This is a genomic window from Exiguobacterium sp. s125 (assembly GCF_018618605.1).
In the GTDB taxonomy this organism is placed as follows: Bacteria; Bacillota; Bacilli; order Exiguobacteriales; family Exiguobacteriaceae; genus Exiguobacterium_A; species Exiguobacterium_A oxidotolerans.
Genome location: NZ_JACSMI010000001.1, coordinates 753,262 through 768,415 on the forward strand (window position 1 = coordinate 753,262; position 15,154 = coordinate 768,415).

Below are 15,154 nucleotides of genomic sequence, written 5' to 3' on the forward strand. Positions count from 1 at the left end.
CCAAGCTTTTTTCGAAATAGGAGTGAATGTCAGATGAAGATTCAAGACTTAAGAGAACGTCTCAAAGGGATTTCACGCGAACAATTCGCAGCCATCGAACAGGATCTGATGCATGATGAACGAAAAGGGATCAGGCTGTTATTGAAACAAACAAGCCGTCGCCTCGATCTCGAAGAACAATTGCGCCTCAGTTTTATTGAACGCTCGCAGTTCGAAGAAGCTTACCGGGCACAGGGGTGGGAGAAGATTGCTGGTGTCGATGAGGTCGGGCGAGGTCCGCTTGCTGGACCTGTCGTCGCGGCAGCAGTCATCTTACCAAAAGATTTTTATCACCCCGCGTTGACGGACTCAAAACAAATGTCAAAAAAACAACGGCAACTGGCGTATCAGCATATTCGTAAAGTCGCAGAGGTCGCCATCGGCATCATCGAACCAGCAGAAATTGACCGGATCAATATTTACCAAGCCTCGAAACAGGCGATGTTACAAGCGGTGAATGGCGTGTCTGCCGAGGCATTGCTCGTCGATGCGATGGAGCTTGATCTCAATCTACCTCAAACGTCACTGATTAAAGGGGATGCGCGTAGCATCTCAATCGCAGCGGCGAGCGTCATTGCGAAGGAAACGCGTGATGCGATGATGGAGGACTATGCGAAACAGTATCCGGGATACGGGTTTGAGCAACATGCAGGGTACGGGACAGCACAGCATTTGCAGGCACTCGATACATACGGTGTGACACCGATTCATCGCAAAACGTTCAAACCGGTTCTTGATCGACTCTAGGAGGTGAATGCGTGTGCAAATCGAACATCGGGCCTTACTTCCCTTTAAGATTATTGATCAAGCCAACATGCCGTTACGCGAAGGGGCAAATGTCGTCGGGAAAGTATTGAAATTATTGCCGGACGGGTTAATGGAGTTGCAAGTCGGACAACGGGTCCTAACGGCTGGAACAACGGCTGATTTAAAAGAAGGAATGTCGTACCGATTCGTCGTGACGAGCACGGAAGGGCAACCGGTGCTGAAGATTTTATCGGAAGCTCCACAAACTGCGGCGAAACAAATCCTGCCTTCGATGCTTGAAAGTCTCTTGCGACCAGCGTCAGAGGGAGTACCGCAGACGACACGTGCGCTGTTACAACAACTTGGCCAACGCGCGATGGAAGGATCGGGTCAAGTACTCAAACAGACAATTGTTGAGCTCATTCAGTTAGCGCGTACTGCAGAGGCAGATGGGCAAGGGTCCCTTGACCGAAAGACGAGTGATCAAATCTTGACGCAACAACTCGTTCAAGCGACGAATGAACCGGGACGCGGCATCTTTATGTTGCAACTACCACAGTTTGGTCCCTTTGAAGATGTCGATGTGACGATGGAAGCACCGTTCGACAAAAAAGAATTCAATCCGGACCATGCCCGAATCGCTTTTTATCTCAAACTGCCTCAGTTGGGCGAAATTGCGATTGACTTATTAATCACTGATCGAAAGATGGCTGTTTCCGTCTTTCATCCGGATCAACGGATTAGCGCATTCATGGACGCTTATCAACCGATGATGGAACAACGCTTAAAGGAGCAGGGATATGAGTTGATTCGTTTTGAATTGGTCGAACAAACGAAAGAGCGGGTGCCTATCGATTTGACACGTCGGAGTGGAAGGGTGGATTATCAAGCATGAAAAAAGCGATTGCTTTATCTTATGAAGAACAAATGGCAGCTCCAAAAGTCGTCGCCAAAGGTTCCGAAATCGTCGCCGAGCGGATTTTAGAAGAAGCGATCCGACACAACATTCCGATTCGGCAAGATCAGACATTGGTAACATTACTTGATGCAATCGAGGTATCTGAGCAAGTTCCGCCGGAGTTATACGGGGTCATCGCCGAGCTGTTTGCCTTTTTGTATCAGCTCGATCATGAGGGAATCACGAAAAAATAAATGCTTTCGGTCGATAACGATAGACAGCGCTTCCAATTTTAACTACAATGAAAGAGCCGAAACTAAAGGGGTTAAGGGGGATTTTTTCATGAATGTACATGAATATCAGGCAAAAGAGTTACTTCGTTCATACGGTGTACCTGTACCGAACGGAATCGCAGCATTTACGGTCGAAGAGGCTGTCGATGCAGCAGAACAATTGTCAGGCCCAATTAAAGTTGTCAAAGCACAGATTCACGCAGGGGGACGCGGTAAAGCCGGTGGTGTCAAACTAGCAAAATCGCAAGAAGAAGTAAAAGAATTCGCGACGGAGTTACTCGGCAAAACGCTCGTCACGCATCAAACAGGACCAGAAGGTAAAGTCGTTCAACGTCTTCTCGTCGAAGAAGGTTGTGCGATCGATAAGGAATACTATCTCGGGATTGTCCTTGATCGTGTGACAGGTCGTGTCGTCATCATGGGTTCAAGTGAAGGCGGAATGGACATTGAAGAAGTGGCAGAAGCGACTCCTGAAAAAATCATCAAGGAAATCGTTGATCCAGCAGTCGGACTTCAAGCTTTCCAAGCACGTAAATTAGCGTTCGCAATGGGTGTACCCGTTAAACTCGTTAACAAATTCGTTGGTATGGTGACGAAACTCTACACGTTCTTCGTTGAAAAGGATTGCTCAATCGCTGAAATCAATCCACTCGTTACAACAAAAGACGGTGATGTCGTTGCACTTGACGCGAAGTTGAACTTCGATTCGAATGCGTTGTATCGTCATGCGGACATCGTCGCACTCCGTGATGAAACGGAAGAAGATCCACGTGAAGTCGAAGCTTCAAAAAGCGATTTGAACTACATCGCGCTTGATGGGAATATCGGCTGTCTCGTTAATGGCGCAGGTCTTGCGATGGCAACCATGGACATCATCAAACACTTCAGTGGCGATCCGGCCAACTTCCTCGATGTAGGTGGCGGCGCGACGAAAGAGAAAGTAACGGAAGCGTTCAAATTGATTCTCTCAGATGATAACGTCAAAGGAATTTTTGTCAACATCTTCGGCGGCATCATGAAGTGTGATGTCATCGCGGAAGGGATCGTTGCAGCAACAAAAGAAGTCGGCTTAGAGTTACCACTCGTCGTTCGTCTTGAAGGAACAAATGTTGACGCAGGGAAACAAATTCTCAAAGATTCAGGTCTAGCGATTACAGCAGCTACATCAATGGCAGACGGCGCAGAAAAAATCGCTGCGCTCGTGAAGTAAGGGGGAGCTAAGGATGAGTATTTGGGTAAACGAATCAACAAAAGTGATCATTCAAGGAATTACAGGTAATCAAGGGATGTTCCACGGTGAACAAATGATTGATTACGGAACGAACCTCGTCGGTGGTGTTACACCAGGTAAAGGCGGAACAGAAGTGCTCGGTGGCGTGCCTGTCTTTGATACGGTTGCGCAAGCAGTCGCTAAAACAGGGGCAAATGCATCGATTATCTATGTACCACCAGCATTCGCTGCGGATGCAATCATGGAAGCAGCGGATTCAGACATCGCTCTCATCATCTGTATCACAGAAGGAATTCCAGTTCTTGATATGGTAAAAGTAAAACGTTATCTTGACGGAAAACCAGTTCGTTTGATTGGTCCGAACTGTCCTGGCGTTATCACACCGGGTGTCGCGAAACTTGGCATCATGCCTGGTTACATCCACACACCAGGTCATGTCGGAATCGTTTCACGTTCTGGGACATTGACGTATGAAGCGGTGCACCAATTGACGACGGCTGGAATCGGTCAATCGACTGCTGTCGGTATCGGTGGTGATCCTGTCAATGGGACAGACTTCATCGACACGCTCAAAGCGTTCAATGAAGATCCTGAAACAAAAGCGGTCATCATGCTTGGTGAAATCGGTGGTACGGCAGAAGAAGAAGCGGCTGAGTGGGTCAAAGCCAACATGACGAAGCCGGTCATCGGATTCATCGGTGGACAAACTGCTCCTGAGGGAAAACGTATGGGTCATGCGGGTGCCATCATCTCAGGTGGTAAAGGTACGGCATCGGAAAAAATCAAGACACTTCGTGCAAATGGTATCGAAGTCGCAGACTCTCCGGCAGTCATTGGTGAAACGTTAATTCGTGTCATCAAAGATGCTGGTATCTACGATCAATGTGTCACGGGTTCAACGGTCAAATAAAAACGTCGAGAGCTGTCCTGAAGATTCAGGACGGCTTTCTTCTATATAAAAGGAGTGTATGTTAATGGAGCGAGAATGGTATGTCCGATTTGCAGCCTGTCGTGTTCCTTATCCAATCGTCGCCTTAGTAGAACAATACGGTATTTTATCGGTCGCTGATCTTCCGACAAATGCCGAGAGTAAAAAGCGATATCAAGCAGCTCTTTCGCTCGAACACCTCCCGTCTCAGTTACTTGTCCCGACCGATCCCGAGTTCCCGCAACAGTTACTACACATACCACGACCGATTTACGGTCTGTATTACGTAGGTGACCCGTCGCTTCTGCGTCACCCTTTAATCAGCATCATCGGTAGCCGAACCCCATCCCCGTCCCATAAAGAACGTCTATCGTTCTTACGCCCGTTTTTTAATTCCCCTTTCGTCACTGTCTCTGGTGGAGCTTACGGGATTGATTCCCTCGTCCATCGCCTTTCCTTGAAGTATGACCAACCAACCATCGCCGTCATGGCAACAGGACTCGATTCTCTTTATCCGAAGCAACACGCGGCCCTCTTTAATCGCATCGCACAAGCTGGTTTGTTGCTCTCCGAGTACCCTCCCGAGACCCCCATTCAAAAATTCCAATTTTTAGAACGTAATCGCATCATTGCTGGATTATCATCAGCCCTCGTCATCGTCGAAGCAGCGTTGAAAAGCGGAACGATGAACACGGCAGGACACGCTCTCGACCAAGGGAAAGACGTCTATTGCTTGCCGGGTTGTCCGACTGAAAAAATGTTTTGTGGAACGAATCAATTGATTGCGGAAGGGGCGATTCCGCTCCTGAATCCGGAAGAAGTTTCAAAAAGTATCTTGATGGACGTTGACAAATGGGAATCGAGACTACTATGATAAGTGAGATTAAAATACGAGTACGCCTCTAATAGGGAGCGATTGCAATGGCAAAATATTTAGTAATCGTCGAATCACCTGCAAAGGCAAAAACCATCAAACGTTATCTCGGTTCGAACTATACCGTGAAAGCATCGATGGGGCATGTCATCGATTTGCCAAAAAGCCAAATGGGTGTCGACGTCGAACATGACTATGAACCAAAATATATTACGATTCGTGGTAAAGGTCCGGTCTTGAAAGAATTGAAAACTGCTGCTAAAAAAGCACAAAAAATCTATCTCGCGGCCGACCCTGACCGTGAAGGGGAAGCGATCGCTTGGCATTTAGCGAAAGCCCTCGGTGTCGATGAATCGACAGAGTGTCGGGTCGTCTTCAATGAAATCACAAAAGACGCCATCAAGGATTCGTTCAAGAAACCCCGCAAGATCAACTATGATCTTGTCGACGCGCAACAAGCGCGGCGTATTTTGGACCGTCTTGTTGGGTACAGCATGAGTCCGTTACTTTGGAAGAAAATTAAAAAAGGATTGTCTGCGGGGCGTGTTCAATCGGTTGCCGTGAAGATGATTATTGATCGGGAACAAGAAATCAATGCCTTTTTACCAGAAGAGTACTGGACGATTAAACTTGAGCTTGATGCGAACGGTGAAAAACTCGAAGCAAACTTTTATGGCGTCGACGGTAAAAAACGTGAACTCCATTCTGAAGAAGATGTCAACGAGGTGTTGGCAAAACTTTCAGAATCCTTTACGGTCGACTCGGTAACGAAGAAAGAACGCAAACGTAATCCAGCGTTACCGTTTACAACAAGTTCGCTCCAGCAAGAAGCGGCACGTAAGCTTAATTTCCGGGCGAAGAAAACGATGATGATTGCCCAACAACTCTACGAGGGAATCGAGTTAGGGAAAGAAGGGACAATCGGTTTGATTACGTATATGCGTACCGATTCGACACGAACGTCTGAAACAGCGAACCTCGAAGCGCATGGTTTCATCGAAAATGCGTACGGAAAAGAATACATCGCCAGTGAAAAACGTAAAGAGAAAAAAGCGGCCAATTCACAGGATGCGCACGAAGCAGTTCGTCCGACGTCAACGATGCGTGACCCACAACTCGTTAAATCGTATTTGTCGCGAGACCAGTTCCGACTGTATAAACTCATTTGGGAACGATTCGTCGCCAGTCAAATGGCACCGGCGATTTTAGACACGGTCAAAGTTGATTTGAATTCGAATGATGTCATGTTCCGGGCGAACGGTTCGACCGTCAAGTTCCCTGGTTTCATGAAAGTCTACATCGAGGATACAGATGATGAAGCAGTGACGGACGTCAAAGAAGGACTCTTACCACCACTCGAAGACGGTGAAGTCTTGCAACAGGAATCGATTGACCCGAAACAACACTTCACGCAGCCACCGCCACGCTATACAGAGGCACGTTTAGTACGAGCGATGGAAGAACTCGGGATTGGTCGTCCGTCGACATACGCTCCAACACTCGACACGATTCAAAAACGAGGGTACGTGACGCTCGAAGAAAAGAAATTCTTACCGACTGAACTCGGAGAGCTCGTCATTGATATGATTAGTGATTATTTCCAAGAATTCATCACGGTTCAATTCACGGCAGACATGGAAGCGTTGCTTGATGCGATTGAAAAAGGCGACATGCAGTGGACGGAAGTCGTCGATCCGATTTATAAATCATTCGCGAAACGTTTGACGCGGGCGGAAGCAGAAATCGAGAAAATTGAAATCAAAGATGAACCAGCCGGAGAAGATTGCGAAGTATGCGGTCATGCGATGGTCATCAAGATGGGTCGGTACGGCAAGTTCATGGCGTGCTCAAACTTCCCGGAATGCCGAAACACGAAGCCGATCCAAGTCGAGATTGGGGTCAAGTGTCCGACATGTGGTACAGGGGACATCGTCGAACGTCGTAGTAAAAAAGGCCGGTTGTTCTATGGGTGTTCAAATTATCCAGAGTGCGAATTCGTCTCATGGGATAAGCCGGTCGAAGAGCCGTGTCCCGTCTGTAGCAGTATGATGGTACAAAAGAAAATCAAGAACGGTGTAAAAGTAGAATGTACATCTTGTGGACATCATGAAACGCGCATCGATCAAGAGCAAGAGGAGGAGTGACCGTTGAAACGAGTAACGGTAATTGGCGCCGGGCTCGCAGGTTCTGAAGCAGCATGGCAGCTTGCGAAGCGAGGCGTCCAAGTAGATTTATATGAAATGCGACCGGTGAAGCAGACCCCTGCCCACCATACCGATCAATTTGCAGAGCTCGTCTGTTCGAATTCCTTACGTGCGAATCAATTGACGAATGCAGTTGGTGTATTAAAAGAAGAGATGCGTCAATTAGACTCTCTCATCATGAAAGCGGCTGATTTAGCGAGTGTCCCTGCAGGGGGCGCACTCGCTGTCGATCGGCATGACTTCGCAGGCTATGTGACAGAAACACTGAAGAATCATCCGAACGTCACGGTCCATCATGAAGAGCTTGAAGCGATTCCGGGTGGTCCGACGATCGTTGCAACTGGACCACTTACGAGTGCTGCGTTATCTGAATCACTCAAACAGTTCACGGGAGAAGATTATCTGTATTTCTTCGATGCGGCAGCACCGATTCTCGATGGGGATACGATTGATCGAGACAAGGTCTACCTCAAGTCACGCTACGATAAAGGAGAAGCCGCGTACTTGAACTGTCCGATGACAAAAGAAGAGTTTACGCATTTCCATAATGAGCTGATTGCGGCAGAAGTCGTTCCGCTGAAAGAATTTGAAAAAGAAATTTACTTCGAGGGCTGTATGCCATTTGAAGTACTCGCTTCACGCGGACCAAAAACATTGTTGTTCGGACCAATGAAACCGGTCGGTCTTGAAGACCCGAAAACAGGCGAACGTCCTTACGCAGTCGTTCAGCTTCGTCAAGATAACTCGGCTGGAACACTCTTCAACCTCGTCGGTTTCCAAACGCACTTGAAGTGGGGCGAGCAAAAGCGGATCATCCGTTTGATTCCTGGTTTAGAAAATGCCGAAATCGTCCGATATGGTGTCATGCACCGGAATACGTTCGTCAATTCACCGAACTTATTGCAAGCGACGTATCAAACACGGACACGACATGATTTATTCTTTGCTGGTCAAATGACAGGGGTCGAAGGATATGTCGAGTCAGCAGCATCCGGTTTGACGGCAGGGATCAATGCGGCACGGTTAGTGAATGAAGTAGAACCAATCGCGTTCCCGAAAGAGACGATGATGGGGGCGATGGCGCACTACATCACGACGACGGAAGGAAAGAACTTCCAACCGATGAACGCGAACTTTGGACTTGTGCCAGGGCTCGTCGGTCATCCAGTCCGAATGAAGAAACCTGAGAAATATGCGCTCCTCGCAGAACGAGCGTTAGAAGCCATCAAAGACTTTACCGATATGTAAAGAGGATGGGGGAAAAGCCGCAGAAACAGCGGACTTTTCCCCCATTTCTTAATTTTTCATAAAAGCGTGATAATTTCGTCATTTTTTCGGTTTTTGGTCTATTGTCAGACTACTTGCGGTGTGCTATGCTAAGGTCGATTCGAGAACACATGGTCAGGAGGAGGCTCGGAAATGGGATTAGACTCAGAGTTTGAGCGGCTGCGGAAAGACTTTTTGCGGTACGTGCATATCGAACGTCAACTATCTCCGAATACGGGTCGCTCATATGATCAAACCCTTCGACAATACGCCGCTTTTTGCCTCGATCATCAACTACGATCGATTGAATTGGCAACTGCACGGCGTTATTTGTATGCACTCTACGAGCAACAAGCTTCAAAATCGACAATTGCCCAAAAAGTATCATGCTTGAAGCAATTTGGTCGCTTTTTGACGCGCGACACGGATGCAGTCAACCCGTTTGAAGGATTGAAAGCGCCCAAACGTGCCCAATCGTTACCGACCTTTTTAGTTCCATCTGAATACGAACGATTTTTAGAAGCCTTTCGAACGGAAGATACACTAGGCAACCGAAATGTCGCAATGATTGAACTGCTCTATGCGACCGGGATGCGTGTCAGTGAGTTGGCAGGACTAAATCTTCAAGATTTAGATCAAGACTTAGAGTATGTCCATGTATATGGAAAAGGTCGTAAGGAACGCATCACGCCGATTGGTTCTTTCGCTAGACGGACGTTGCAGGTTTACTTGCAAGAGCGTCGAGGAAAAGATGAAAAGGAACAGGCTGTGTTCGTTTCGAAATCGGGACGACGACTGACGACAGACGGTATTCGTAAAATCTTAAAAAAAGGCGATCATTTGCTTTCGAAACATGTGACGCCGCACGCACTTCGACATAGCTTCGCGACAGACCTGTTAGAGAGAGGGGCGGACCTTCGGGCGGTTCAGGAACTCTTAGGTCATGCCTCTCTATCGACGACGGGACAATATACTCATGTAACGACTGAGCGGTTGCGTCATGTTTATCAGCAAGCGCATCCGCGTGCCTAAGGGAGGAAACGGAATGTTTCATGCAACGACGATTTTTGCGATTCAACATAATGGTCAATCCGCGATGAGTGGAGATGGTCAGGTGACATTTGGTAATCAAGTCATCATGAAGAAAAGTGCAAAGAAAGTAAGACGCCTTTATGGGGGAAAAGTGATTGCAGGATTTGCTGGAAGTGTAGCAGATGCCTTTACGCTGTTTGAGAAGTTTGAAGCGAAGCTAGAGATGTATAATGGTAATCTCCAACGTGCCGCAGTCGAGCTAGCAAAAGAATGGCGCGGCGACAAAATGTTACGTCAACTCGAAGCATTGCTACTCGTCATGGACGGGACACATTTACTGCTCGTTTCCGGAAATGGTGAAGTCATCGAACCGGATGATGGAATTCTTGCAATCGGTTCAGGCGGTAATTACGCGCTTGCTGCTGGTCGAGCATTGGCACGTCACGCTGGACAGATGTCAGCAGAAGAAATCGCACGAGCCGCTCTTGAAACAGCCGGAGAGCTCTGCGTGTTCACGAATGATCAAATTGTTTTAGAGACGATTGGAGGAAGTGCAGATGCATGAATTGACACCAAAACAAATCGTAGCCAAATTAGATGAGCACGTCGTTGGACAATCGGATGCGAAACGCGCCGTCGCAATCGCACTTCGTAATCGGTACCGTCGCCAATTACTCGACCCGGCATTACGCGACGAAGTAACACCTAAAAATATTTTGATGATTGGACCGACTGGAGTCGGAAAGACGGAAATCGCAAGACGTCTAGCGAAACTCGTTCGCGCACCATTCGTTAAGATCGAAGCGACAAAATTCACAGAAGTCGGATACGTCGGTCGTGACGTTGAATCAATGGTTCGTGATTTAGTCGAAGCTTCACTCCGACTTGTCAAAGATGAGAAGAAAGAAGCCTTAAAAGATCGAGCAGAAGCCGTTGCGAACGAACGGATCGTGGATGCGTTAGTCGGGAAAAAATCGACGTCGGGTCTTGGTGGTGGAAGTAATCCATTCGAAATGTTGTTTGGTGGTAATCAAGCACAACCTGAACAAGAAACAGCGAATGATACGGCGGACCGCTCAGTCATTCGTCAACAATTAATCAGTGGTCAACTAGAAGACCGCATGATTGATGTCGACGTCGAAGAGCGCCAAATGGATTTATTTTCGGGACAACAAGGGATGGAAGGCTTATCAAACTTACAAGATATGCTAGGTCAAGTCATGCCGAAGAAAACGAAAAAAAGACAACTGACCGTCAAAGAAGCACGACCGATTTTGACTGCTGAAGAAGCGGAACGTTTACTTGACTTAAACGAAGTCCATGACGAAGCCGTTCGACGTGCGGAGCAGATGGGGATCATCTTCGTCGATGAAATCGATAAAATTGCAACGAAAGGTCAAGATAGCGCCGGCGTTTCACGCGAAGGTGTCCAGCGAGATATCTTACCAATCGTCGAAGGCTCGACCGTCGTGACGAAATACGGCTCGGTCAAAACGGACCATATGTTGTTTATCGCCGCAGGAGCGTTCCATATGGCGAAGCCGTCTGATCTCATTCCAGAGTTACAAGGACGTTTCCCGATTCGAGTCGAGTTGGATAGTTTAACGGAAGAAGACTTCGTCAAGATTTTGACAGAACCGAATCAAGCGTTACTGAAACAATACAAAGCGTTGCTTGGAGCAGAACAGGTCCACGTCACCTTTACCGAGGATGCGATTCGTCAAATCGCGCGGATTGCTGCTCAGGTCAATGATGAAACTGATAATATCGGTGCACGACGTTTATATACAATCATGGAACGGGTGTTAGAGGAACTATCCTTTGAAGCGGCAGATATGCCAGAGTCGGATGTTACGATCACACCACAATATGTAATGGACCGAGTTGGAAAAGTAGCAGATGATCGTGACTTAAGTCAGTTCATCTTATAAGTGGAGGAAGAAAATCATGAATTTATTGGCAAAAACACGAAAGCTTAATACGATGTTACAACAGGAAGCTAGTACACATGTAGACTTTAAAATTATGGCGGAACGGTTAAGTGAAGTCATGGAGTCGAATACATTCATCGTTAGCCGCCGTGGGAAATTACTCGGTATTGCCATCAAGCAACAAATTGAGAATGCACGAATCCGTGGATTCCTCGAAGAACGTCAATTCCCAGAAGACTACACAAAACGTTTATTTAACGTCATGGAAACGACAGCGAATATTACGATTGATAGTGAACATACGGCATTCCCGATTGATAATCGTGATACGTTCGAATCATCTAAAACAACAATCGTTCCAATCATCGGAGGCGGCGAACGCTTAGGGACACTCGTCCTCGGACGAATGGTCGATGATTTCGACGAAGAAGATCTCGTCCTAGCTGAATATGGAGCGACGGTAGTCGGTATGGAGATTCTTCGAGAGAAGGCACATGAAGCTGAGGATAAAGCACGTAAAAAAGCTGTCGTCCAAATGGCAATCAACTCGTTATCATATTCAGAGCTTGAAGCAATCGAGCATATTTTTGAAGAACTCGACGGCAATGAAGGATTACTCGTCGCATCAAAAATTGCAGACCGTGTCGGGATTACACGTTCCGTCATCGTCAATGCACTGCGCAAGCTTGAAAGTGCGGGTGTCATCGAATCGCGTTCACTCGGTATGAAAGGGACGTATATCAAAATCTTAAACGATAATTTCCTCTATGAATTAGAACGGATTAAATCAAACTAAACAACGAAAACTGGAATCGATCAAGAAGACCTAGTAAATACTAGGTCTTCTTTTCTTATATAGGTATTATTTATCATTTTTATAAGAAAAGGTAATAAAAAACAGGAATTTAACATCTCATTACCCTGATTTTCAAAAAAGTTCTTTCCAAACATTGACCTATTTGTTTCAATTATTTCAGAAGTGTTACTAATGATTACAAAAAAACTAAATACTCGATATAAAATCAAGTGGAGGTTAAGGGATGAATTGGTTAGGCTCAGATTATTCACTCATGACACAAGCCGTCAATCGGACGGTTGCAGCTCAAAAAGTAATCTCAACGAATATTGCGAATGTGGATACACCCGGATACAAAGCAAAACGCCTCGTTTTTGGTGATGTATTGAATTCAGAGATGAAAATGAGTTTACAACGACATGCGACGATTAATACTTCAGGAACGATCGTCGAACAAAGCACATCGATGCGAAATGATGGAAATGGCGTCGATATTGACCTTGAGATGTCTGAATTATCACGCAATCAAATTGAATATGAAGCGCTAGTCGAACAATTGAATCGTAAATTCTCTGGCATTCAATCTGTTATTCGAGGAGGGCGATAAAGATGACGATGTTCTCAGGATTTCATACATCCGCTACAGGATTAACAGCGCAGCGGCTCCGACTCGATACGGTATCAGCAAACATCGCCAATGCTCAAACGACACGAGGCGAACTCGTGAATGGAGAATGGCAACCGTATGCACGAAAATTAGCCGTATTAAAAGAAACAGGTAACGGCGTCACAGTCAGTGAAATCCGGAAGGATCAAGAGCCGTTTAAATTAGAGTACAATCCAAACCACCCAGATGCAGACGAACTTGGCTATGTAAAAATGCCGAACGTGGATTTATTGAAGGAAATGGTCGATATGATGGGCGCGACCCGCTCGTATGAAGCAAACGTCACGGCGCTGAATGCGACAAAGGCGATGTTAGTAAAAGCGATGGAAATCGGTAAATAACGAGGAGATGACATCATGGCAATTCAACCTATTCAAGGGATGCAACAAATGGTCTTACCATCACAATCAGTCGCTAAGGCGTCCCCAGGAGATTTTAGCGATGTGCTAAGCCAAGCTATTAACGGCTTGAACGACGCGCAACAAGCATCCTCACAAGCACGTGTGGACCTTGCGACAGGGAAGACAACAGATCTACATAACATCATGATTAAAACAGAAGAAGCATCGCTTTCTATGCAACTCGCCATTGAAGTCCGGAATAAGGGGATTGAGGCATACCAAGAAATGATGCGTATGCAACTGTGACTGCTAAGGAAAGCGTGGGAGATGTTTGATGAACGAACGGCTAAAGGCGCGTTTTAGCGCAATCAACACGACATGGAACGAATGGTCACTCACAAAAAAGGCGACCATCATCGGTATTACCTTAATCATTTTATCGGCTCTTATTGCTGCCATCATTTGGTTGTCGACACCGACAATGACGCCCTTGTATTCAAAACTATCACCGCAAGAGGCTGGACAAGTCACTGAAAAATTAAATGAAGATGGCGTTCGTTCGGAAGTTGTGACAGCTTCAGACGGAGTGACGATTCTTGTGCCGGAGGCGAATGCGGAAAATTTGAAAGTAGAGTTGGCTACTGCTGGCATACCGAAGTCCGGTCAAATCGATTATTCATTCTTTAGTGAAAATGCTGGATTTGGTACGACTGACAAGGAAATGAATATTTTAGAGCGCGATACGATGCAGACTGAACTTGAGAACTTGATTACTCAAGTAAACGGGATTGATGCAGCGAAGGTAATGATTACACTTCCTGAAAAAAGCGTCTTTTTATCAGACGCCGAAGAGACGTCAACCGTATCGGTTGTGTTAACGTCAAGCGCTGGGAGTGATTTGAATCAACAGACTGTACAAGGTCTTTACCACTTAATCGCAAAAAGTATTCCTAATTTGAAAGAAGAAAATATTACAATCATGGATCAGTACTTTACGTACTACGAACCGGGCCAGGGAACACAGACGGCTGGGGGCGCAGATCCGATGCAATTAAAGAAAACAACGGAAAATGATTTACGAAAACAAATCCAGCAAATGTTATCCGTCGTTCTCGGACCACAAAAAGCGCTTGTGTCAGTCACGGCAGACGTCGATGTCACACAGCGCCAAGAAGAACAAAAACTAGTCGAACCCGTTGACCCTGATAAAATCGAGGGGATTGTAACTTCGGCAGAAAAGGTTGCCGAAGCCTACACGGGTGCAGCGAATGAAGGAACAGCCGGTACTGGTGAAAATGAGACCATCAACTTCCCGGCCGGTACAGGAACGACAGGTGATACGAGTGAGAAAACGCACGATATCATCAATTATGAAGTAAACCGGATTACGAAACAGATTACGGGAGCACCTTATGAAATACGTGATTTAGGTATTCAAGTCATCGTTGAACCACCAAAAGGTCAAGCTCAAATCGATCCGCAACTTCAAACGGACCTTCAAACGATGCTCTACTCGATTATTCGGACGTCCATCACGAAAACGGATGCAAAAGCGACGTTGACGGATGCCGAATTGACGAACAAGGTCGTCGTCATGTCCCGACCGTTCGCTGAAACACCAACACAAAAAGCGACGACTACAGTCACGCCGATGTGGGTTTGGTTCGCGCTTGGTGCAGCAGCACTGATCGTCATCGGCGCCATCTTCATGATGATGCGACGACGTCGTACGACGGAAGTCGAAGAGTTAGAAGAATGGACACCAATCGAAACAGAGATTCCAGAACTATCGACAGAAGATACGAGTGGCGGAGCAGTCAAACGGAAACAGCTTGAAAAATTAGCATCCTCAAATCCAGATGAATTTGCGAAGTTATTACGCACATGGTTAGCGGAGGATTGATGAG

16 protein-coding genes are annotated in these 15,154 nt (G+C 46.6%); all 16 read left to right on the plus strand.

The features are described 5' to 3' along the window. Positions 1 to 33: 33 nt before the first annotated feature. The 16 genes from KNQ05_RS03650 (at position 34) to fliF (ending at position 15,150) form a co-directional block, all read left to right on the plus strand. Complete coding sequence (locus KNQ05_RS03650) at positions 34 to 786, plus strand: ribonuclease HII (protein WP_088837378.1); 753 nt, start codon at positions 34 to 36, stop codon at positions 784 to 786. 13 nt (positions 787 to 799) lie between these two features. Continuing rightward, complete coding sequence (locus KNQ05_RS03655; RefSeq protein ID WP_214765157.1) at positions 800 to 1,681, plus strand: flagellar hook-length control protein FliK; 882 nt, start codon at positions 800 to 802, stop codon at positions 1,679 to 1,681. Then, positions 1,678 to 1,938: an EscU/YscU/HrcU family type III secretion system export apparatus switch protein gene (locus KNQ05_RS03660; protein ID WP_088837376.1), complete on the plus strand. Its 261-nt coding sequence runs from the start codon at positions 1,678 to 1,680 to the stop codon at positions 1,936 to 1,938. Before KNQ05_RS03655 ends, KNQ05_RS03660 begins: the two co-directional genes overlap by 4 nt. Positions 1,939 to 2,026: 88 nt before the next feature. After that, entirely contained in the window at positions 2,027 to 3,187 is a 1,161-nt protein-coding gene (sucC, locus tag KNQ05_RS03665; RefSeq protein ID WP_029330843.1) for an ADP-forming succinate--CoA ligase subunit beta, read from the plus strand. 13 nt (positions 3,188 to 3,200) lie between these two features. Next, a complete protein-coding gene (gene sucD / locus KNQ05_RS03670; RefSeq protein ID WP_088837375.1) occupies positions 3,201 to 4,118 on the plus strand; it encodes a succinate--CoA ligase subunit alpha in 918 nt (305 codons plus the stop codon). 64 nt (positions 4,119 to 4,182) lie between these two features. Then, positions 4,183 to 5,010 carry a DNA-processing protein DprA gene (dprA, locus tag KNQ05_RS03675; protein ID WP_214768595.1) on the plus strand — a complete coding sequence of 276 codons (828 nt, stop codon included), beginning with the start codon at positions 4,183 to 4,185 and terminating at the stop codon, positions 5,008 to 5,010. Positions 5,011 to 5,057: 47 nt separating this feature from the next. After that, entirely contained in the window at positions 5,058 to 7,154 is a 2,097-nt protein-coding gene (gene topA, locus KNQ05_RS03680) for a type I DNA topoisomerase (protein WP_088837373.1), read from the plus strand. Positions 7,155 to 7,157: 3 nt separating this feature from the next. Further along, positions 7,158 to 8,462: an FADH(2)-oxidizing methylenetetrahydrofolate--tRNA-(uracil(54)-C(5))-methyltransferase TrmFO gene (gene trmFO, locus KNQ05_RS03685; RefSeq protein WP_214804415.1), complete on the plus strand. Its 1,305-nt coding sequence runs from the start codon at positions 7,158 to 7,160 to the stop codon at positions 8,460 to 8,462. A gap of 171 nt (positions 8,463 to 8,633) precedes the next feature. Next, on the plus strand, positions 8,634 to 9,512 hold the full coding sequence (locus tag KNQ05_RS03690; RefSeq protein ID WP_214765153.1) for a tyrosine recombinase XerC: 879 nt from the start codon (positions 8,634 to 8,636) through the stop codon (positions 9,510 to 9,512). Positions 9,513 to 9,525: 13 nt separating this feature from the next. After that, positions 9,526 to 10,077, plus strand: coding sequence for an ATP-dependent protease subunit HslV (gene hslV, locus KNQ05_RS03695; RefSeq protein WP_029330826.1), 552 nt, complete (start codon positions 9,526 to 9,528; stop codon positions 10,075 to 10,077). Further along, the gene (hslU, locus tag KNQ05_RS03700; RefSeq protein ID WP_029330824.1) at positions 10,064 to 11,443 is read left to right on the plus strand and encodes an ATP-dependent protease ATPase subunit HslU; all 1,380 of its coding nucleotides are present in this window, start codon (positions 10,064 to 10,066) and stop codon (positions 11,441 to 11,443) included. The genes hslV and hslU overlap by 14 nt, the downstream gene beginning before the upstream one ends. A gap of 16 nt (positions 11,444 to 11,459) precedes the next feature. Beyond that, positions 11,460 to 12,239 (plus strand): GTP-sensing pleiotropic transcriptional regulator CodY, encoded by a 780-nt coding sequence (gene codY / locus KNQ05_RS03705; protein ID WP_029330822.1) that lies wholly within the window; start codon positions 11,460 to 11,462, stop codon positions 12,237 to 12,239. 244 nt (positions 12,240 to 12,483) lie between these two features. After that, complete coding sequence (gene flgB, locus KNQ05_RS03710; protein ID WP_214804417.1) at positions 12,484 to 12,846, plus strand: flagellar basal body rod protein FlgB; 363 nt, start codon at positions 12,484 to 12,486, stop codon at positions 12,844 to 12,846. 2 nt (positions 12,847 to 12,848) lie between these two features. After that, a complete protein-coding gene (gene flgC, locus KNQ05_RS03715) occupies positions 12,849 to 13,247 on the plus strand; it encodes a flagellar basal body rod protein FlgC (RefSeq protein ID WP_029330818.1) in 399 nt (132 codons plus the stop codon). A 15-nt stretch (positions 13,248 to 13,262) separates the two neighbouring features. Then, a complete protein-coding gene (fliE, locus tag KNQ05_RS03720) occupies positions 13,263 to 13,553 on the plus strand; it encodes a flagellar hook-basal body complex protein FliE (protein WP_088837367.1) in 291 nt (96 codons plus the stop codon). Positions 13,554 to 13,581: 28 nt separating this feature from the next. Continuing rightward, positions 13,582 to 15,150, plus strand: coding sequence for a flagellar basal-body MS-ring/collar protein FliF (gene fliF / locus KNQ05_RS03725; RefSeq protein WP_088837366.1), 1,569 nt, complete (start codon positions 13,582 to 13,584; stop codon positions 15,148 to 15,150). Positions 15,151 to 15,154: the final 4 nt, after the last annotated feature.